Here is a 20408-nt window from a genome sequence, read left to right on the forward strand (position 1 = left end):
GGGACGGCGGTCCGAGGGGCCGGCGAGCGGACCGGCCGCCGCGCTGACGCCGCGTCAGTCCTCCGTGCCGGAGGCCGTCGCCCGGGACGCCGCCGCCTTCTTCGCGGTCGTCTTCTTGGCCGTGGTCTTCTTCGCGGCGGTGGTCGTCTTCTTCGCCGCCGTCTTCTTGGCCGCGGCCTTCTTCGCCGGCGCGGTCTTCTTCGCGGTGACGGCCTTCTTCGCGGTCTTCTTGGCGGGGGCCTTCGCGCGCTTCTCGGCGAGCAGCTCGAAGCCGCGTTCCGGGGTGATCGTCTCCACGCTGTCGCCGGAGCGCAGGGTCGCGTTGGTCTCGCCGTCGGTGACGTACGGGCCGAAGCGGCCGTCCTTGACCACGACCGGCCTGCCGGAGACCGGGTCCTCGCCCAGCTCCTTCAGCGGTGGCTTGGCGGCGGCCCGGCCGCGCTGCTTCGGCTGGGCGTAGATCGCCTGGGCCTCCTCCAGCGTGATCGTGAAGATCTGGTCCTCGGACTGCAGCGAACGCGAGTCCGTGCCCTTCTTCAGGTACGGGCCGTAGCGGCCGTTCTGCGCGGTGATCTCCACGCCGTCGGCGTCGGTGCCCACGACGCGCGGCAGGGACATCAGCCTGAGCGCGTCCTGCAGGGTCACGGTGTCCAGCGACATGGACTTGAGCAGCGAGGCCGTACGCGGCTTGACGGCGTTCTTGCCGGTCTTCGGAGTGCCCTCGGGGAGCACCTCGGTGACGTAGGGGCCGTAGCGGCCGTCCCTGGCGATGATCTGGTGGCCCGTCTCCGGGTCGGTGCCCAGCTCGAAGTCGCCGCTGGGCTTGGCGAGCAGTTCCTCGGCCAGTTCCACGGACAGCTCGTCCGGGGCGAGGTCCTCGGGGATGTCGGCGCGCTGGTGGTTCCCGGAGTCCTTCTCGCCGCGCTCGATGTAGGGGCCGTAGCGGCCGACCCGCAGGACGATGTCGTTGCCCACCGGGAACGACGACACCTCGCGCGCGTCGATCGCGCCCAGGTCGGTCACCAGCTCCTTGAGGCCGCCGAGGTGGTCCCCGTCGCCGTTTCCGGCGTCGGCGGCGGTGGCCGTGGCGGTGGCCGTGGCCGTGCCCTCGCCGAAGTAGAAGCGCTTGAGCCACGGCACGGCCTGTGCCTCGCCGCGGGCGATGCGGTCGAGGTCGTCCTCCATCCTGGCGGTGAAGTCGTAGTCGACGAGCCGCCCGAAGTGCTTCTCCAGGAGGTTGACCACGGCGAAGGACAGGAAGGACGGCACCAGGGCCGTGCCCTTCTTGAAGACGTAGCCGCGGTCGAGGATCGTGCCGATGATCGACGCGTACGTCGACGGGCGGCCGATCTCCCGCTCCTCCAGCTCCTTGACCAGGGAGGCCTCGGTGTAGCGGGCCGGGGGCTTGGTGGCGTGGCCGTCGACCGTGACCTCCTCGGCGGACAGCGCGTCGCCCTCGGCGACCTGGGGCAGCCGGCGCTCGCGGTCGTCCAGCTCGGCGTTCGGGTCGTCGGCACCCTCGACGTACGCCTTCAGGAAGCCGTGGAAGGTGATCGTCTTGCCGGAGGCGCTGAACTCGGCGTCCCGGCCGTCGGCGGCGGTGCCCGCGATCCTGACCGTCACGCTGTTGCCGGTCGCGTCCTTCATCTGGGAGGCGACCGTGCGCTTCCAGATCAGTTCGTAGAGCCTGAACCGGTCGCCGGTCAGGCCGGTCTCGGCGGGAGTGCGGAAGCGGTCGCCCGAGGGCCGGATCGCCTCGTGGGCCTCCTGCGCGTTCTTGACCTTGGCGGCGTACGTACGCGGCTGCGGCGGCAGGTAGTCGGCGCCGTACAGCTGGGTGACCTGGGCGCGGGCGGCGGCGACGGCCGTGTCGCTCAGGGTCGTGGAGTCCGTGCGCATGTACGTGATGTAGCCGTTCTCGTACAGCTTCTGCGCGATCTGCATGGTCGCCTTCGCGCCGAAGCCGAGCTTGCGGCTGGCCTCCTGCTGCAGCGTCGTCGTACGGAACGGGGCGTACGGCGAGCGGCGGTACGGCTTGGACTCGACGGACCGCACGGAGAAGCGGGTGTTCTCCAGGGCGGTGGCGAGGGCGCGGGCGCCCGCCTCGTCGAGGTGGAGGGTGTTCGCGCCCTTGAGCCGTCCGAGGGAGTCGAAGTCGCGGCCCTGCGCGACCCGCCTGCCGTCGACGGCCTGCAGGCGGGCGACCAGCGACGACGGGTCCGACGGGTCCCCCGCGCGGCCGGTCGCGAAGGTACCCGTCAGGTCCCAGTACTCGGCGGAACGGAACGCGATGCGCTCGCGTTCCCGCTCCACGACGAGCCGGGTGGCGACGGACTGGACCCGGCCCGCGGACAGCCGCGGCATGACCTTCTTCCACAGCACCGGCGAGACCTCGTAGCCGTAGAGACGGTCGAGGATGCGGCGGGTCTCCTGGGCGTCGACCATGCGCTGGTTGAGGTCGCGCGGGTTGGCGACGGCCGCGCGGATCGCGTCCTTGGTGATCTCGTGGAAGACCATCCGCTTGACCGGGACCTTGGGCTTCAGGACTTCCAGGAGGTGCCACGCGATGGCTTCGCCCTCGCGGTCCTCATCGGTGGCGAGGAAGAGTTCGTCGGAGTCCTTCAGCAGGTCCTTGAGCTTCTTGACCTGGGCCCTCTTGTCGGCGTTGACGACATAGATCGGCTCGAAGTCGTGTTCCACGTCCACACCGAGGCGGCGGACCTCGCCGGTGTACTTCTCGGGCACCTCGGCGGCGCCGTTGGGAAGGTCACGGATGTGCCCGACGCTCGCTTCGACTACGTAGCCGGGGCCGAGGTAGCCCTTGATCGTCTTCGCCTTGGCAGGCGACTCGACGATGACGAGTCGGCGGCCGCCCTGTGCGGTCTCGCTGGTCGGGGACAACTTCGCTCTTCTCTCCGGTCGACACTGGGGCCTCCCCAGGCCTTGGTCCCGGGGGCACGGCGTACTGCACGGCTGGTGTGACGCTGCGGAGTGTGACGGTACATCCCGCTCCCGTGTCAAACGGGAAAAGCCCACAACGGCCACTCGAACGGTAACCCGACTCCCGGCATTCCTGCCGCCCGGACCACCGGCCGTCCCCGGGACCCCTGTCCGGAGCGTGCCGCTCCCATTACTCATACGATCATGAGCCCGCCGACGTCAGAGGCGGCCGAGGCAGTACCCGGCGAGGCCCAGCGCGACCGCGCCGGCCGCGCCGGCGACGGCGGCCGATGCGACGCGGCTCACACCGTCGGCGACGGGCTCGCGGCGTCGCAGCCGGATGCCGGTCCATACCAGCAGAGCACCCCCGAACAGGGCGAACACCATTCCCGCGAAGATCGCCGGTCCGCTCTCCATGATCCAGCCCACCCCTCCCGGGCCGTCCGTCCGTGCCCAGCGCGGGGAGAGTGGCACGCGCGGGAGACGGGCGAGCGAAATCGGGGTGAAGCGGAAGGTGGAGCCCTGCCGAACAGAAAATCGAACAAGAGGATCTGCGGTCCGTGGACATATTTTTCCGGCCGTTTTCACGGCACCGGCGCGTCCGTTCCGCGCCACGGCCGTGCACCGGCGGCCCGGACGCGGCTGCCGCGGCCCGGGAGCCGGAGCACGGACGCGGCACGGACGGCACGGACGGCACGGACGGCACGGACGGCGACCGGGTACGGCGGGCCCGTACGGCCCGGGAACGGCACGCGGTCCCACTGCCGCGCCCCGCCCGGCACGACCGGCTCGCCGCGCGCACCGGGCCCTGGGCCGCCGGACACGGGGCCGCCGGGCACCGGGCCATCGGGCACCGGGCCGGCCCAGGTCACGCCCGGTCCGCCCCGGCCGGCTCCAGGAAGCCCTGCCCGACCAGCAGCCGGATCTGCGCGGGCGTGCGGTCGCGCAGCAGCACGGGGTCCTCGCCGACGAGCTGGGCGATGGCGTCCAGGATGCGGCCGGCGCTCAGCGTGCCGTCGCACACGCCCGCGAACCCGGCGCCGACCGTGTCGACCTTCGTGGCGCGGCGCATCCCGCGGTGCTGGCGCAGCACCACGTGCTCCGGGTCCTCGGCGCCGGGCAGTCCGACCTGTTCCTGGACCACCTCGGCGGCGAGCCTGAAGTGTGCCTCCAGCAGGGCCGCGTCGTCGTGCTCCCGGAGGTAGTCGAGGCGCTCGAAGTGCCGCCGGACCGTCTCACCGAGGGGTTGTTCGACCGGGTGCGGCCACTCCTCCACGGTCACCGAGGGCTCGGCCGCCCCCGTGCGGCGCAGGGTGATCCAGCCGAAGCCGACCGCCCTGACCTTGCGCGCCTCGAACTCGTCCAGCCAGGCGTCGTACCGCGCCTGGTACTCCGCCGGGTCCGCACGGTGGTCGCCGGCGTCCCGGAGCCACAGCTCGGCGTACTGCGTGACGTCCTGCACCTCGCGCTGCACGATCCAGGCGTCGCAGCCGCGCGGCACCCACGACCTCAGCCTGTCCTGCCAGTCCTCCCCCGCCACGTGCTGCCAGTTGGCGAGGAACTGCGCGAACCCGCCCTCGGCGAGCCGCTCCCCCGCCTGCTGGACGAGCGAGCGGCACAGGTCGTCCCCGCCCATTCCGCCGTCGCGGTAGGTCAGCCGGGCGCCCGGCGAGATGACGAAGGGCGGGTTGGACACGATCAGGTCGAACCTCTCGTCGTCCCGGACCGGCTCGAACAGCGAGCCCTCGCGCAGGTCGGCGGCCGGCGCCCCGGACAGGGCGAGCGTGAGCGCCGTGATGTGCAGCGCGCGCGGGTTGAGGTCGGTGGCCGTCACGCGCGTGGCGTGCTGGGCGGCGTGCAGCGCCTGGATGCCGGAGCCGGTGCCGAGGTCGAGGGCGGCGGCGACGGGCGTGCGGACGGTGATGCCGGCCAGGGTCGTGGAGGCGCCGCCCACACCGAGGACGACACCCTCGTCGCGTTGTCCGACGCCGCCCGCGCCGCCGACCGCGCAGCCGAGGTCGGACACGATGAACCAGTCCTCGCCGCCCGGTCCGCCGTAGGGCCGTACGTCCACGGTGGCGGCCACCTCGTCGCCGCCCGCACGCGTGAGCCAGCCGCCCTCCAGGGCGTCCCCGACCGGCAGGACGTCCGCCACGCGCGCGTGCGGCACCGGCTGCTGGAGCAGGAACAGCCGGACGAGCGTCTCCAGCGGCGTGTCACCGCGGGTGGCCCGCAGGGCGGGCACGGTCTCGCTGCGGGCCAGCGCCGCGTACGCGGGGGCACCGAGCAGGTCGAGCAGCCCGTCGGCGGTGAAGGAGGCGGCGAGCAGGGCGTCGCGCAGGCGCGCGGCGGTGCCGGGCCGGTCGGCGGCGGGCAGGGGGGCGGGGCCTGAGTCAGTCACGTCCTCCATTGTGGCCCGCGAACGGTGCCGCGGAGGGCCCCGGCGGGGCCGGCCGCGGCACCGCCAGGGCCTCAGCCGACCGTCGCCGAGGGCGAGGCGCTGATCTTCTTGCAGCTGGCCTGCTCGGCGATCGCCTCCTTGACGTCGCCCTGCTCCAAGTTCTTCAGCGCCTCGGTGCCGTTCCGGCTCTGCTTCTCCAGGTCCTTCATCTCGGTGGCGACGTCGTGCAGCCCCGTGGCGAACTTCCCCTGGTCCTTGGTGTCGAGCGCGTCCACCTTCTTCTCCAGGTCGGCGTACGACGCGGAGAGACCGTCGATGTTCTTGACGGCGTCCTGCTGCCGCTTGGCACCGCCGTCCACCCCGGGGGGCGCCCCGGCGTCACCGATGGCGGCGGCGATCGCCTTGTAGCCGTCCGACATGTCCTGGAAGGCCTGCGCGTACGCCTTCTGGAGCTCGTCGGGCGTGCCGGTGGTGTCCGCGGCCGTCTTGTCGATCACCGCGTTGGCCGCCTTGATCTTCGCGTCCTGCGCGGGCACGGCGTCGCACACCGACTTGGCCCAGGCCTGCAGCTTGGGGTCGGGGCCGTCGTCCTTGCCGCCGCATCCCGACAGCGCCACCACCAGTGCCGCACCACCGGACAGCGCGGCCGCGAGCTTCTTGTTCACCGGATTGGTCCCTTCCATGGCTCTCGGCCCACGGACCTTACACGGCGGACGCACACGATACGCATACCGAACAACACGTACATCATCTTTTGCGATGATTTCCCGGGGAGAGACAAGGCTCACCACGTGGGCGGGTCCACGGTGTCCCCGCACGCGGAAGCGGGCGGTCGGCGCATCGGCATGCGCCGACCGCCCACCCGTTGAGCAGGACTCCCGGAAGGGCCTACGACACCACGGCCGCGCCGGTCGAGTCGTCCACCCGGCCGGCGTTACCGTCGTCACCGACGGTGATGCCGCGCCGCTTGGAGATGTACACCGCGACGACGATCACCAGCAGCGCGAGGACCGCGATCCCGATCCTCACACCGAGGTTCTCGTCGTCGCCGTAGGAGAACCTGATCACCGCGGGCGCGATGAGCAGGGCGACCAGGTTCATGACCTTCAACAGCGGGTTGATGGCCGGTCCGGCGGTGTCCTTGAAGGGATCGCCGACCGTGTCGCCGATCACCGTGGCCGCGTGGGCCTCGCTGCCCTTGCCGCCGTGGTGGCCGTCCTCCACCAGCTTCTTGGCGTTGTCCCAGGCACCGCCGGAATTGGCGAGGAAGACCGCCATGAGCGTGCCCGCGCCGATCGCGCCCGCGAGGAAGGAGCCGAGCGCGCCGACGCCGAGCGTGAACCCGATGAAGAGCGGCGCCAGGACGGCGAGCAGACCGGGCGTGGCGAGCTCGCGCAGGGCGTCCTTGGTGCAGATGTCGACGACCTTGCCGTACTCCGGTTTCTCGGTGAAGTCCATGATCCCGGGTTTCTCGCGGAACTGCCGCCGCACTTCGAACACCACGGAGCCCGCCGACCGCGACACGGCGTTGATGGCGAGTCCGGAGAAGAGGAAGACGACCGCGGCGCCCGCGACGAGACCGACGAGGTTGTTGGGCTGGGAGATGTCCATGGACAGGCTCAGCGGCGCGCCCGGACCGGTGAGGCCGGTCCCGACGTCCCGCACGCCGGTGGTGATCGCGTCGCGGTACGACCCGAAGAGCGCCGACGCCGCGAGCACGGCGGTGGCGATGGCGATGCCCTTGGTGATGGCCTTGGTGGTGTTGCCGACCGCGTCCAGGTCGGTGAGCACCTGGGCGCCCGCGCCCTGGACGTCGCCGGACATCTCGGCGATGCCCTGCGCGTTGTCGGAGACCGGCCCGAAGGTGTCCATGGCGACGATCACGCCGACCGTGGTGAGCAGCCCGGTGCCGGCCAGCGCGACCGCGAACAGCGCGAGCATGATCGACGCCCCGCCGAGCAGGAACGCGCCGTACACACCGAGCCCGATCAGCAGGGCGGTGTAGACGGCCGACTCCAGGCCCACCGAGATGCCGGAGAGGATGACGGTGGCCGGACCCGTGAGGGAGGTCTTGCCGATGTCCCTGACCGGGCGCCGGCCGGTCTCGGTGAAGTAGCCGGTCAGCTGCTGGATGACGGCGGCCAGGAGAATGCCGATGGCCACCGCGACCAGGGCGAGGACCCGCGGATCGCCGCCCCTGCCCCGGATGGCCGCGTCGGTGACACCGTGCAGGCCGGAGTACGACGACGGCAGGTAGGTGAAGACCGCGAGCGCCACCAGCACCAGGGAGATCACCGCGGAGACGAAGAAGCCGCGGTTGATCGCGCTCATGCCGCTGCGGTCGGCGTGCCGCGGGGCGACCGCGAAGATGCCGATCATGGCGGTGAGCACGCCGATCGCCGGCACGAGCAGCGGGAAAGCCAGCCCGGCGTCGCCGAACGCGGCCTTGCCGAGGATCAGCGCGGCCACCAGGGTGACGGCGTACGACTCGAACAGGTCGGCGGCCATGCCCGCGCAGTCGCCGACGTTGTCGCCCACGTTGTCGGCGATGGTCGCGGCATTGCGCGGGTCGTCCTCCGGAATGCCCTGCTCGACCTTGCCGACCAGGTCGGCGCCGACGTCGGCGGCCTTGGTGAAGATGCCGCCGCCCACCCGCATGAACATGGCGATCAGGGCGGCGCCGAGGCCGAATCCCTCCAGCACCTTCGGCGCGTCGGCCGCGTACACCAGGACGACGCAGGAGGCGCCCAGGAGGCCGAGCCCCACCGTGAACATGCCGACCACGCCACCCGTGCGAAATGCGATCTTCATCGCGGTGTGCGAGACGGTGGTGAGATCCTTTTCCGGTTCCCCCTCGGCCGGAGTGGCTTCGCGGGCCGCCGCGGCGACGCGCACATTGCTGCGCACGGCGAGCCACATGCCGATATAACCGGTGGCTGCCGAGAACAGGGCACCGATCAGGAAGAACACCGATCGTCCGGCACGCTGATTCCAGTCGTCCGCGGGCAGCAGCATGAGCAGGAGGAAGACGACGACGGCGAATGCGCCGAGCGTGCGCAGCTGCCGGGCGAGATACGCCTTGGCGCCTTCCTGGACCGCCTCCGCGATCCGTTTCATGCCCTCGGTGCCCTCACCGGCCGCCAGCACCTGGCGTACGAGGACGCCCGCGACCACGAGCGCGGACACCGCGACGGCCGCGATCACGACCACGATGATCCGGTTGTCGTCGGTCAGGACCGCGGCTGCGAGGGATGCGGGGTGACCCGACTGCTGGGGGATGGAAAGCTCCGCCATTCGTCCTCCTTGACGCTTGGGCTGAGCTCAAGATGTGGACGAATTGTAGGTACCCGATCGCGATGCAGACAGAGCGTGGTAAACGGAATGAGCCGCCACTTGCCCTTCCGTGAATGATCGGGGTCCCGTCGGCGGACCCGAAAGAGGTAATGCCCCAAAGGCATTGACGGCTGCATGGAGCCTTGATCGAGTAATGGGATCACCGAGCGCGTTTTTCTTCACCCGTTCGGGCGAGATGGCGGAAAATGCGAGAAGGGCCCTGCCGATCGAGCAGGGCCCTTCCGAGTCGGTGCGGTGGTCAGACGAGTGCGGTGGCCGGCGGGGCGGTGGGCCAGCGCATGCGGATCAGACCGCCGTTCTCGCCCGTGGTGACCTCCACGTCGTCGACGAGACCGCTGATGACCGCGAGACCCATCTCGTCCTCCTCGGCCTCCACGTCCGCGTCCGCGGACGGACCGCCCGCCACCCGTTCGGCGGGCACGGCGTGCGGGGCCTCGTCACCGACCTCGATGGAGAACTGTTTCTCCTCCTCGATCAACGCCACCTTCACAGGTGCCGTGATGCCGCCGCTGCGGTGCAGACCGACGGCACGGGAACAGGCCTCTCCGACGGCCAGGCGGACCTCGTCCAGTACGGCCTCGTCCACCCCGGCCCTGCGCGCCACCGCCGCCGCCACCAGCCGGGCGGTCCGGACGTGCTCGGGCAGCGCGCTGAAGCGGAGTTCAACGGTGGCCATGCATCCCCCTCGCGACTACGGGCGTGCGGTCCGGGCGGGGCGGTCGAAGGTCCGCCTCCCGGAAAAATCACTGAGCCCCGGACGCGACCGGCCCGGGGCGGGACCGAGCGACCGGCGTCCGGGCCGCTGGACGGCCCGGGCACCGGCAACCGGCCATGGGTCAGTCGGTGGCCGCCACCGCTTCCTCGACCGAGGTGTGAATCGGGAACACCTTGGTGAGACCGGTGATGCGGAAGATCTTCAGAATGCGCTCCTGGTTGCAGACCAGGCGCAGCGAGCCCTCGTGGGCACGCACTCGCTTCAGACCGCCGACCAGCACGCCGAGCCCGGTGGAGTCGAGGAAGTCCACGCCCTCCATGTCCACGACGAGGTGGAAATTCCCGTCGTTCACCAGCTCGACCAGCTGCTCGCGCAGCTTGGGCGCGGTGTATACATCGATTTCGCCACCGACCTCGACGACCGTACGATCGCCGACGGTACGGGTCGACAGGGACAGGTCCACGGATCCTCCAGCACCTTGCTATCGAGCGGTCGTCCCTCGGGCACCTCGGCTTGCGGCCCCCGGGACGCAACGCCAGCCGCGATGGCATTCAATCACTTACCGGCAGGCGTGCACGACGCCTTGGCTCCATTGTCCGTCACTCCAGTGACACACTCGGTGCCGATGGCCAAGAATCACCGATCCGACGGATCCCCGGCGAACCCGGCGTCCCGGCCCTCCCCGGGCACGGTCCTGGACCGGCTCGCCGCCGGGCCGAGCCGGTCTGCGCGCATCACTCATACGGAGCACTTGCCCCCGCGCGCGGGCCGCCATGCGCTCTGGCCTGACCGGATTCGGCCGGAGGTGATCGAGGCCCTCAGGTCGTGCGGCATCGAGCACCCCTGGGAACACCAGGCGCTGGCCGCCGAGCACGCCCTGGACGGCGATTCGGTGGTCGTCGCCACCGGCACCGCCTCAGGCAAGTCCCTCGCCTACCTCGTACCGGTCCTGTCGGCCCTCCTGGACGGCTCGCAGGCCCCGAACGGCCGCGGTGCGACCGCCCTCTACCTGGCCCCCACCAAGGCCCTCGCGGCGGACCAGTGCCGGTCGGTGAGGGAGTTGTCGCAACCGCTCGGCACGGCGGTGCGCCCGGCCGTGTACGACGGCGACACGCCGTTCGAGGAACGCGAGTGGGTCCGCCAGTACGCGAACTACGTCCTGACCAATCCCGACATGCTGCACCGCGGCGTGCTTCCCTCCCACCCGCGCTGGGCCTCCTTCCTGAAAGCGCTCAGGTTCGTCGTCGTCGACGAGTGCCACACCTACCGGGGCGTCTTCGGCTCGCACGTCGCCCAGGTGCTGCGCCGCCTGCGCCGCCTGTGCGCGCGCTACGGCGCCTCGCCCGTGTTCCTGCTGGCCTCGGCGACCGCCGCCGAACCCGCCGTCGCCGCCCGCCGACTGACCGGCCTGCCGGTGGTCGAGGTCGCCGACGACGCCTCCCCGCGCGGGGAGCTCGTCTTCGCCCTGTGGGAGCCCCCGCTCACCGAACTGCACGGCGAGCGGGGCGCACCCGTACGGCGTACGGCCACCGCGGAGACCGCCGACCTGCTGACCGACCTCACCGTGCAGGGCGTGCGCTCGGTCGCCTTCGTCCGCTCCCGGCGCGGCGCCGAGCTGGTCTCGGTGATCGCCCAGGAGCGGCTGGCCGAGGTGGACCGCTCCCTGGTCCGGCGTGTCGCGGCCTACCGGGGCGGTTACCTCCCAGAGGAGCGCCGCGCCCTGGAGCGTGCCCTGCACTCCGGCGAGCTCCTCGGCCTCGCCGCCACCACGGCCCTGGAACTCGGTGTGGACATCGCCGGCCTGGACGCGGTCGTGATCGCCGGTTACCCGGGCACCCGGGCGTCCCTGTGGCAGCAGGCGGGCCGCGCGGGCCGTGCCGGACAGGGCGCGCTGGCGGTGCTGGTGGCCCGCGACGACCCGCTGGACACCTTCCTGGTGCACCACCCCGAAGCCCTGTTCGACCAGCCCGTGGAGTCCACGGTCCTCGATCCCGACAACCCCTACGTCCTCGCCCCGCACCTGTGCGCCGCCGCCGCCGAGATCCCGCTGACCGAGGAGGACCTGGATCTCTTCGGCCCCGCCTGCGCGGAGCTAATGCCGCAGCTGGAGGCCGCGAAACTGCTGCGCCGCCGCACGAGGGCGTGGCACTGGACGCGCCGGGAGCGGGCCGCCGACCTGACCGACATCCGCGGCGCGGGCGGCCGTCCGGTCCAGGTCGTGGAGGAAGGCACGGGCCGCCTGCTCGGCACCGTCGACGCGGGTGCCGCGCACTCCACGGTGCACGAGGGCGCGGTGCACCTGCACCAGGGCCGCACCTACCTGGTGCGCTCCCTCGATCTGGAGGACTCGGTCGCTCTGGTCGAGCAGGCCGACCCGCCGTACTCGACGGTCGCCCGCGACACCACCTCCGTCTCCGTCCTGAAGGCGGACACCGAGGTGCCGTGGGGAGCGGGCCGCCTGTGCTACGGCTCGGTCGAGGTCACCAATCAGGTGGTCTCCTACCTGCGAAGGCGGCTCATCACGGGTGAAGTGCTGGGCGAGACGAAACTCGACCTCCCGCCCCGTACGCTGCGTACGCGTGCGGTGTGGTGGACGGTCACCGAGGACCAGCTGGACGAGGCCCGCATCATCCCGGAGATCCTCGGCGGCTCCCTGCACGCCGCCGAACACGCCTCGATCGGAATGCTGCCCCTCTTCGCGACCTGCGACCGCTGGGACATCGGTGGCGTGTCCGTCCCCCTGCACCCGGACACGCTGTTGCCCACGGTCTTCGTCTACGACGGCCACCCCGGCGGGGCGGGCTTCGCCGAGCGCGCCTTCCACACCGCCCGGGCCTGGCTGTCCGCCACCCGCGAGGCCATCGCCTCCTGCGAGTGCGAGGCGGGCTGCCCGTCGTGCATCCAGTCCCCCAAGTGCGGCAACGGCAACGACCCACTGCACAAGAGGGGCGCGGTACGACTCCTCACGGTCCTGCTGCGCGGGGCTCCGGAGGAAGAACCGGGCGGGGGGCCGACGGGGTCGTGACAGGTGTGACGCGGGAGGAGACGGGAGGTAGGGGTTGGCGGGGGTGCGGTGAGGCCGTAGGGGCGGTCCGCTGCGGCCGGAGGCTGCGGGGTCGAACAGACGAGTCCGGGCGGTCGAGGCGGGCGCGGGCCGGCTGCGGGCCGCGACCGGGATCCGGGACCGGCTGAGGCAGGCTCCGGGGGGCCGGACCGGCGCCCACCGGCTCCGGAACCTGCTTGCTGCCCCGGGCTCAGACAGCCTGGAGCGGGACCAGAGTGGCGCGGATCAGCGCCCGAGTGGCACGGAAGCGGCCAGGTCCAGCGGTTCGGAGGCATCCGGTGGTGCCGGTGGTGCCGGTCCCGGTGGGCCGGCTCTCGCCCTGACCCGGGCCTCGAACGGCCCCCTGCCCGAGGCCACCGTCACGTCCGAGACCTCGCCCACGAGCGAGCACCGCACCAGTCGCCCCTTCTGCGCCCTCGCAACCCGCTGGGCCCGGGCGCAGGCCCCCGTGGCGCCCTCACTCCAGTGGTCCGCCCCCGCGAGAGCCGCGAGATCGGCGCCGCCTGCCGCGCGGTGCCGGACCACGACGGCCTGCCCGAGAGCGAGCACCACACCGAACACCACGCACAGCACGGCGATCACCCCGAGACTCCAGACGGTGGCGGACCCCCGGTCGGAATCCGCGCGGCCGAACACGCGGCTCATGACCCCGGCTCCCCCGCCGCCCCGCCCCTCCCGGTCCCTCCTTGGATCCCTGTGCCCGCCGCACCCGCTCCGGCACCAGCACCCGTGTCCGTGCCCTCCTCCGCAGCCGCCACCGCCTCCTCCCGCACTTCGAACGGCAACCCGGTCAGCACCGGCGGTCTGGCCACCACCGTCACCCGGACCTGGCCACCCTCCCGGCCGATCGTCACCCGCGCACCGCGCGGTGCCGCCTTCCGGGCCACTTCCACCACGGCAGCGGCCGGGTCCTGCCGGGCGGCGGCCCGGGCGCCCGTGCGGGCCGCGTCCACGCACTGGATCCGCACGGCCACCACGAGCAGCCCCCAGACCAGCGCCACCGTGAACGCCACCAGCACAGGCAGCACCACGGCCGCCTCCGCGGTCACGAACCCCCGGTCCGCCCCCCGCTCACATCCGCGCACTGAGGGCCCGCTTCACGATGGTCTGCAGTTCGGCCTTGACCTGGCCGCTGGTGACGACCTCGTAGAGCAGCAGCGCGAATCCGACCGCCGCGATGATCCCCATCGCGTACTCGGACGTCACCATCCCCGCGTCCCGGCGGCACCGCTCGTGCAGCAGCACCCACATCGTCCGTGCCTTCTTCCGCATTCCGAACTCCTTCTGCTTCGATTCCTCGTGATCCGGGTCCTCGTGATCCGATTCCGTTGTTCCGGTCATTCGCGCCTGTGCCGCTCGTCAGCCCGCATCCCCTCGCATCACGCCTCCCGCCAGTCCGATCACCACGGGCAGCACACCGACCGCGATGAACGCGGGCAGGAAGCACAGGCCCACGGGCGCGGAGACCATCACGGCCGCCCGGCGGCCCCGGGCCGTGGCGGTCCGGGCGCGCTCGGCCCGCGCGTCCGACGCGAGGCGGGCGACCGGGCCGGCCGCGGGAAGCCCGGACTCGCCGGCCCGTTCCAACAGCCGTGCCAGGGCCGCCGCGCCGGGTAGTTCCGCCAGCCGCCGCCAGGCGTCCGCCGGTTCGCCGCCCAGCCGCACCTCCGCAGCGCCCCGCGCCAGCGCGTCACCGACGGGTCCGCCGAGCGCCTCCCCGACCGCCTGCGCGGCGATCACCGGACCGGCCCCGGCCGCGATGCACGCCGCCAGCAGCTCCGCGGCCAGGGGGAGCTGGCGGACGGCCTCCCCGGTGTCGACCGGCTCCCGCCGGTCCACGACGGCCCGGCCGCGCCGCCAACGCCACAGCGCCGCGGCGACACCGAGCCCCACGACGGCACCGGCGACCCCGCCGACCAGCGCCCACACCCCGCACAACGCCCCGGCCACCGGCAGCCACCGCCGCGCCGCGGCGCCGGCGTCGACGGTCGGCCCTGGCTGGGCGCACTCCACGGCCAGCAGCTCGGCCACCCGGCGCCGTGCCCGCCGCCGTCGCCGGACGTGTTCCAGCCACCCGGCCATCGAGCCAAGGGCCAGTGCCGCGGCCATCCCCAGCCTGTGGACGGTGTCCCCGCTCATGCCTCCTCCGCCTTCCGCACGATCCACGTCACCCACCACATCCCGGCGCATTCGAACGCCGCTCCGACCACCAGGCAGCCAAGTCCGGCCCCGCTGTGCAACAGGATCCGCAGCGGGTCGGCGCCCATGGCCGAACCGAGGAGCAGTCCGAGACCGGGCAGCGCGGCGAGCAGGACCGCCGTGGCCCGGGCTCCGGACAACTGGGCGCGCAGGTCGGCCCGTTGGTCCCGCTCCGCTCGCAGCGCCCCCTCCAGCCGGTCCAGGCCTGCGGCGAGCCCGGCCCCTTGGTCCACGGCCACCCGCCAGCAGGCGGCGAGCCCCCGCAGCCCCTCCGCGCCCGGCTGTCGGGCCGCGGTGGCCAGCGCGGCCGGAACATCCCCGCCGAACCGCGCCGCCGCGATCACCGCCGCCTGTGCCTCCCCCAGCCCGCCGGAGTCCCGCGCGGCCCGCACCAGCGCCTCACCGGGCTGCCGTCCCGCCCGTACCTCCCCGGCGAGGACGCCGCACAGACCGATCACCGCGTCCCCGTGCCGCTCCCGTTCCCGCCCGGCCTGCCGGGCCAGCCGCATCCGGCGCAGCACCGGCACCCCGGCCGCCCCCGCGACGACCGGAATCACCGAGGCACCCAGCAGCGCGAGCAGCAGACCGGCCGCGAATGCCCACCACTCGGCAGCCAACCGGCCACGCAGCCGCCGCAGTTCGCCGAGTGTCTGTTCCCAGACCGGTGGCCCGGTCGCCACCGCACCGCCGCCCGCGAGCAACAGCCGGGCCCGCCGCACCCCGGAGGGCCGTCCGCCCAGCAGCCAGATCGCGGCTCCCAGACACGCCACCGCCGCACCCGTCGACGTCTCATCCATCGCTTCCCTCACTCCTCCCACCTGTCACCGCTTCCTGCCGCCCCGGCCTCCCCGCCGCCGGACTCACCGCGCAACAGCCCCCGCAGCCGCTCCCAGCCGCGCTCCCGGGCGAAGGCCCGCGCCCCCCAGCGCAGGGCCGGAATGGTCCGCACCAGGCCCGAGGCGTCCCTCTCCAGCACGTGCACCTCGGCGATCCGGCGCCGCCCGGACCGATCCCGCACCAGATGGAGCACCACGGCCAGCGCGGCCGCCAACTGGCTGTGCAACGCGGCCCGGTCGAGCCCCGCCGCCGTCCCGAGCGCCTCCAGGCGGGCGGGCACGTCCGCGGCGGCGTTGGCGTGCACGGTGCCGCAGCCACCTTCATGGCCGGTGTTGAGCGCGGCCAGCAGATGCACCACCTCAGGGCCGCGCACCTCGCCCACCACCAACCGGTCGGGGCGCATCCGCAGCGCCTGCCGGACCAGGTCCTCGAGGGTCACGAGGCCGGCGCCCTCCTGGTTGGCGGGCCGGGTCTCCAGCCGTACGACATGGGGGTGTTCCGGTCTCAGCTCCGCGGAGTCCTCGGCGAGGACGATCCGTTCGCCGGGTCCGACGAGACCGAGCAGGGCGCTCAGCAGGGTGGTCTTCCCACTGCCGGTGCCCCCGCTGACGAGGAAGGACAGCCGGGCCTCCAGCAGCGCGCGCAGGATCCGGTCCCCACCGGGCGGCACGGTGCCCGCCCCGACCAGTTCCCCGAGGGTGAAGGCCCGGGGCCGGACGACCCGCAGGGACAGGCAGGTGCAGCCGACGGCCACCGGGGGCAGCACCGCGTGCAGCCGGGTCCCGTCGGGCAGCCGGGCATCCGCCCAGGGCCGTGCGTCGTCCAGCCGGCGCCCGGCCACGGCGGCCAGGCGTTGCGCGAGGCGTCGCACGGCCGCCGGGTCGGGAAAGGTCACCGAGGTCAGCTCCAGGCCGCCGCCACGGTCCACCCACACCCGGTCGGGGGCGGACACGAGGACGTCGGTGACGTTGGAGTCGGTGAGCAGCGGCTCCAGGGGGCCGGTGCCGACGAGTTCGGACCGCAGGTGCTCGGCGGCGCCGAGGACCTCGGCATCGCCCAGTACCCGCCCCTGTTCGCGCAGAGCCTGCGCCACGCGTGCGGGGGTGGGGTCGGCACCGCTCTCGGCCAGCCGGCGCCGAACGCCGTCGAGCAGGGCCGCGCCGTCGGCGCGGTCGAGTCCGGGGAGCGTCATCGCGGACCCCCCGCTTCGACCAGGGCGTGCTCCCAGAAGGTGGTGCAGAAGCGGGCCAGGGGACCGCGGCCGGTCGCGCCGGGAGGTTTCGCCGTGCTGCGGGGGCGCAGCAGGGCCGGTTCGACGGGCACCTCGCCGGCCAGGGGGAGGCCGAGCAACCGGGCCACCTCGCGGTCGTCGAGGCCAGGTGCGTACGGTCCGCGGATCGCCACCCGCAGGTCACGGACGACCATGCCCACGACCGACGCGACCCGGCCGGCCGCCGCCAGGGCGCGCAGGTCGGCGGGTACGACGAGCAGCGCCAGGTCGAGTTGGGCGAGGACTTCGGCGACTCCGTCGTCCAGGCGGCGCGGGAGGTCGACGACGACCGTGCCGCCGCGTCGGCGGGCGGCGGCGAGCACGGCCCGCACCGCCTGGGGCGGCACGGCGACGCAGTCGCCGCGGTCCCAGCTGAGCACCCGCAGCGCGTGCAGTTCGGGCAGGGACTCCTCCAGTGCGCCACCGCCGACCCGGCCGCGGGAGGCGGCGAAGGCCGGCCAGCGCAATCCCTCGGCGCCCTCACCGCCGAGGAGGACGTCGAGTCCGCCTCCCAGTGGATCCGCGTCCACGAGGAGGGTGCGCACTCCTTCGCGGGCGGAGGTGACGGCGAGCGCGCAGGCCAGTGTGGACGCGCCGGCCCCGCCCCGGCCACCGATGACCCCGACGGTGAGGGCCGGGTGGCCGACGCCCTCGGCGACGTCGGCGATGCGGTCGACCAGCCACTGTTCGCCGTCGGGCAGCATCAGGACGTGGTCGGCGCCGATCTGGACGGCCCTCTTCCACACGCCCGGGTCGTCCTGGTCGCGTCCGACGAGCACCACTTCGCGCCGGCGCGCGGCTCCGTGCACCCGGCGGGCCGCGTCGTCGCCGACGAGGACGAGCGGGGCCGTGTCCCAGCCGCCGCCGTGGTCCGGTACGCCGGTGTGCACCTCGGGAGTAGCACCGGCGGCCGCGCACAGCCGCAGCAAATCGTCGAGGAGACGAGGATCCTCGGTGACGATGAGCGGCCGCCCCGGTCGGCCTGCGGCGGCCGGGTGCGGGTCGTGGGTGACGGTTCCGGTCACGGGTACTCCCCCTCGCTGTGTGTTCCGCGTCGTGTGCGCGGCCTCTGCGGCCGCGCGATTCCCAAAGGTGTGGAGGACCGGCAGCCGGCCCGCATAGGCGGCCGATAGGAACCGGCCGAACGCAGCCCCGGCAATCGGAACCGGTCATGAACTCGCCGCGGCCGGAGTGCGCAGGAATCACGGTGCAACGAGCCGGGAAATCGTGTGGATCTTGGTTGAAAACTGTGGGCGACTCAGGATCTGTGAATATCTCCGTCACCCGAACCGGTGACCTTCGCCGCAGCCCCGACGGACTTCCACAGAGACGCACAGTTATTACCGTGAGTAACTAGACGTGAGCATGACAAATTACCCCACCTCGTCATCCCGCCAGGCCTCGCAGCGAGATACGGAGGGGCGAAAACACATCCGGACATGCGACGACCCCCGCCGGGGAGAGCGGGGGTCGTCCCCACGGCCGACTCGGGGGGAGGAGTCGGACCGGGTTAGCACGGTCGCGAACGATCCGTGACTTCCATGGTGTACCCGAGAGCCCTCTCAGGCAAACCCACGCGCCCCACCTTACGCCGAATGGTGGGCGCCTATGCTCAGGGGCGTGGAAAACCACTCCTCGCCCCGCGCAGCAGCCTTCTTTGACCTGGACAAGACGGTCATTGCGAAGTCGAGCACACTCACCTTCAGCAAGTCCTTCTACCAAGGCGGACTGATCAACCGCAGGGCCGCACTGCGTACCGCATACACCCAGTTCGTCTTCCTGGCCGGTGGTGCCGACCACGATCAGATGGAGCGCATGCGCGAGCACCTGTCCGCGATGTGCCGCGGCTGGAACGTCCGGCAGGTGAAGGAGATCGTCGCCGAGACCCTGCACGAACTGATCGATCCGATCATCTACGACGAGGCCGCCTCCCTGATCGAGGAGCACCACGCGGCCGGGCGCGACGTCGTGATCGTGTCCACCTCGGGCGCCGAGGTGGTCGAACCGATCGGCGAACTGCTCGGCGCCGACCGGGTGGTGGCCACGCGCATGGTCGTCGGCGAGGACGGCTGCTTCACCGGGGAGGTGGAGTACTACGCCTACGGCCCGACCAAGGCCGAGGCGGTCAGGGAACTGGCCGCGTCCGAGGGGTACGACCTGGAGCGCTGCCACGCCTACAGCGACTCGGCGACCGACCTGCCGATGCTCCAGGCGGTCGGGCACCCCCACGCCGTGAATCCGGACCGCGCGCTGCGCCGGGAGGCACTCGCACGCGGGTGGCCGGTCCTGGAGTTCCGCCGGCCGGTGCGGCTCAAGCAGCGGCTGCCCGCCCTCGCCGTGCCGCCCCCGGCCCTGGTCGCGGCGGCGGCCATAGGGGCGGCGGCCGCCACGGCCGGCCTCGTCTGGTACGCCAGCAGGCGCCGCGGCACGGTTTCCTGACAGCTCCAGCCCCTGAATCAACCTCTTTCACCCCTTTGAGCAACAAAACATGAGCAGGGGTTCCGCCTGCTCACGGCTTGCAGTACAAAGGAATCAGCGGCCCGCGAGACCACAGGGCATCCGAGAGGATCCCCTGACGCTACGCACCCGGCCCCACGGACCCAGCATGAACACCGGGCACCCACGCGACGTCGACCCGTCGATTACGGGCCAGCCGCACCAGGCCACGGGCGAAGTACCCGACCTGATGGGCGACATTTCGAGGACGCCTGGTAACCCGGTGGTCATGCCAGCGGCGGTACGACGACTCGTACCGCCGCGGCCCGTTCCTGAGGCGGCTCCCCTCAGGCCGCCCCGCGCTGCAGCGCCTCGCACACCGCCGTGGACTCGCGCACACCCAGCTCGATCGCCCTGCCGCAGTGGGCGATCCAGGCCGCCATGCCCTCCGGGGTGCCGGAGACGTAACCGTCCAGCGCGGCGAGGTATGACGCGCGGCCCAGTTCGGCATGACCCACTTCGGCCGGGCAGATCGCCTTCGGGTCGAGGCCGCTGCCGATCAGGACGATCCGCTCGGCCACGCGTGCGACCAGGCCGTTGTGGGACGCGAAGGGACGCAGCGCCAAGAGCTCGCCGTGCACCACGGCGGCGGTGACCAGTGCGGGCGCGGAGGTACCGGCGATGATCAGGTCCGCCAGGCCCTCCAGCCGGCCGGACACCTCCCGGGAGTCCGGCAGCGGCAGTTCGACCAGCGGCTCGTCGACGGGTTCGCCCGCCCGGCGCGGCCGGCCGACCTCGTCACCGTCACTCGCGGCGGCCACCAGGTGCAGCCGGGCGAGCACCCGAAGCGGTGACTGCCGCCATATGGACAGCAGCTGGCCCGCCTCGGCGGTCAGCCGGAGGGCCGCGCCCACGGCACGGGCCTCGGCGCCGGCACTGAAGTCGGTGCGCCGCCGCACCTCCTCCAGGGCCCAGTCGGCGCCGGAAAGCGCGGCGGAGCCGCGGGCACCGCGCAGGGCCGCCTCGGAGGTGACCGCGTTGCTGCGGCGTCGCATGATCCGGTGGCCGTAGACCCGGTCCACGGCCTTGCGCACGGACTCCACGGACTCGGCCACTCCGGGCAGCGAGCCCAAGGTGGCGAGCGGATCGGCGGTCGCACCTGTCGAACTCATGAGTACGACCCTACGCACCC

The 20408-nt window shown here is 72.6% G+C and carries 17 protein-coding genes; 2 read left to right on the plus strand and 15 right to left on the minus strand.

What is annotated here, in order from left to right; translation table 11 throughout:
• Positions 1-54 precede the first annotated feature (54 nt).
• The 7 genes from topA to bldG form a co-directional block, all read right to left on the minus strand.
• Positions 55-2901, minus strand: a complete 2847-nt coding sequence (topA, locus tag QQY24_RS14000; protein ID WP_301973019.1) for a type I DNA topoisomerase — start codon at positions 2899-2901, stop codon at positions 55-57.
• A gap of 258 nt (positions 2902-3159) precedes the next feature.
• A complete protein-coding gene (locus tag QQY24_RS14005) occupies positions 3160-3357 on the minus strand; it encodes a hypothetical protein (protein WP_301973020.1) in 198 nt (65 codons plus the stop codon).
• 451 nt (positions 3358-3808) lie between these two features.
• Entirely contained in the window at positions 3809-5350 is a 1542-nt protein-coding gene (locus tag QQY24_RS14010) for a class I SAM-dependent methyltransferase (protein ID WP_301973021.1), read from the minus strand.
• A 62-nt stretch (positions 5351-5412) separates the two neighbouring features.
• Positions 5413-6024: a small secreted protein gene (locus QQY24_RS14015; RefSeq protein ID WP_301973022.1), complete on the minus strand. Its 612-nt coding sequence runs from the start codon at positions 6022-6024 to the stop codon at positions 5413-5415.
• A 205-nt stretch (positions 6025-6229) separates the two neighbouring features.
• Positions 6230-8635, minus strand: coding sequence for a sodium-translocating pyrophosphatase (locus QQY24_RS14020; protein ID WP_301973023.1), 2406 nt, complete (start codon positions 8633-8635; stop codon positions 6230-6232).
• Positions 8636-8933: 298 nt separating this feature from the next.
• A complete protein-coding gene (locus tag QQY24_RS14025) occupies positions 8934-9371 on the minus strand; it encodes an ATP-binding protein (protein ID WP_301973024.1) in 438 nt (145 codons plus the stop codon).
• Between the two features lie 160 nt (positions 9372-9531).
• Positions 9532-9873 (minus strand): anti-sigma factor antagonist BldG, encoded by a 342-nt coding sequence (bldG, locus tag QQY24_RS14030; RefSeq protein ID WP_010986038.1) that lies wholly within the window; start codon positions 9871-9873, stop codon positions 9532-9534.
• Between the two features lie 81 nt (positions 9874-9954).
• Here bldG and QQY24_RS14035 point away from each other — a divergent pair, with 81 nt between their 5' ends.
• Positions 9955-12435: a DEAD/DEAH box helicase gene (locus QQY24_RS14035; RefSeq protein WP_301973025.1), complete on the plus strand. Its 2481-nt coding sequence runs from the start codon at positions 9955-9957 to the stop codon at positions 12433-12435.
• Between the two features lie 264 nt (positions 12436-12699).
• Here the strand turns inward: QQY24_RS14035 and QQY24_RS14040 are convergent, their stop codons facing one another.
• The 7 genes from QQY24_RS14040 to ssd all read right to left on the minus strand — a co-directional run bounded on the left by QQY24_RS14040 (position 12700) and on the right by ssd (position 17805).
• The gene (locus QQY24_RS14040; protein WP_301973026.1) at positions 12700-13119 is read right to left on the minus strand and encodes an Rv3654c family TadE-like protein; all 420 of its coding nucleotides are present in this window, start codon (positions 13117-13119) and stop codon (positions 12700-12702) included.
• Complete coding sequence (locus tag QQY24_RS14045) at positions 13116-13523, minus strand: TadE family type IV pilus minor pilin (RefSeq protein WP_301973027.1); 408 nt, start codon at positions 13521-13523, stop codon at positions 13116-13118. Before QQY24_RS14045 ends, QQY24_RS14040 begins: the two co-directional genes overlap by 4 nt.
• Positions 13524-13545: 22 nt before the next feature.
• On the minus strand, positions 13546-13746 hold the full coding sequence (locus QQY24_RS14050; protein WP_301973028.1) for a DUF4244 domain-containing protein: 201 nt from the start codon (positions 13744-13746) through the stop codon (positions 13546-13548).
• Between the two features lie 87 nt (positions 13747-13833).
• A complete protein-coding gene (locus QQY24_RS14055) occupies positions 13834-14613 on the minus strand; it encodes a type II secretion system F family protein (protein WP_301973029.1) in 780 nt (259 codons plus the stop codon).
• Positions 14610-15470 (minus strand): type II secretion system F family protein, encoded by an 861-nt coding sequence (locus QQY24_RS14060; RefSeq protein ID WP_301973030.1) that lies wholly within the window; start codon positions 15468-15470, stop codon positions 14610-14612. The genes QQY24_RS14055 and QQY24_RS14060 overlap by 4 nt, the downstream gene beginning before the upstream one ends.
• A gap of 8 nt (positions 15471-15478) precedes the next feature.
• A complete protein-coding gene (locus QQY24_RS14065; RefSeq protein WP_301973031.1) occupies positions 15479-16702 on the minus strand; it encodes a TadA family conjugal transfer-associated ATPase in 1224 nt (407 codons plus the stop codon).
• The gene (gene ssd / locus QQY24_RS14070) at positions 16699-17805 is read right to left on the minus strand and encodes a septum site-determining protein Ssd (RefSeq protein ID WP_301973032.1); all 1107 of its coding nucleotides are present in this window, start codon (positions 17803-17805) and stop codon (positions 16699-16701) included. Before ssd ends, QQY24_RS14065 begins: the two co-directional genes overlap by 4 nt.
• A 583-nt stretch (positions 17806-18388) precedes the next feature.
• Between ssd and QQY24_RS14075 the strand changes: the two genes are divergently transcribed.
• Positions 18389-19219 carry an HAD family phosphatase gene (locus QQY24_RS14075; protein ID WP_301973033.1) on the plus strand — a complete coding sequence of 277 codons (831 nt, stop codon included), beginning with the start codon at positions 18389-18391 and terminating at the stop codon, positions 19217-19219.
• A 344-nt stretch (positions 19220-19563) separates the two neighbouring features.
• Here QQY24_RS14075 and QQY24_RS14080 read toward each other — a convergent pair whose 3' ends face one another.
• Positions 19564-20388 carry a Fic family protein gene (locus QQY24_RS14080; RefSeq protein ID WP_301973034.1) on the minus strand — a complete coding sequence of 275 codons (825 nt, stop codon included), beginning with the start codon at positions 20386-20388 and terminating at the stop codon, positions 19564-19566.
• Positions 20389-20408: the final 20 nt, after the last annotated feature.

This window comes from Streptomyces sp. TG1A-8 (assembly GCF_030499535.1).
Taxonomy (GTDB): domain Bacteria; phylum Actinomycetota; class Actinomycetes; order Streptomycetales; family Streptomycetaceae; genus Streptomyces.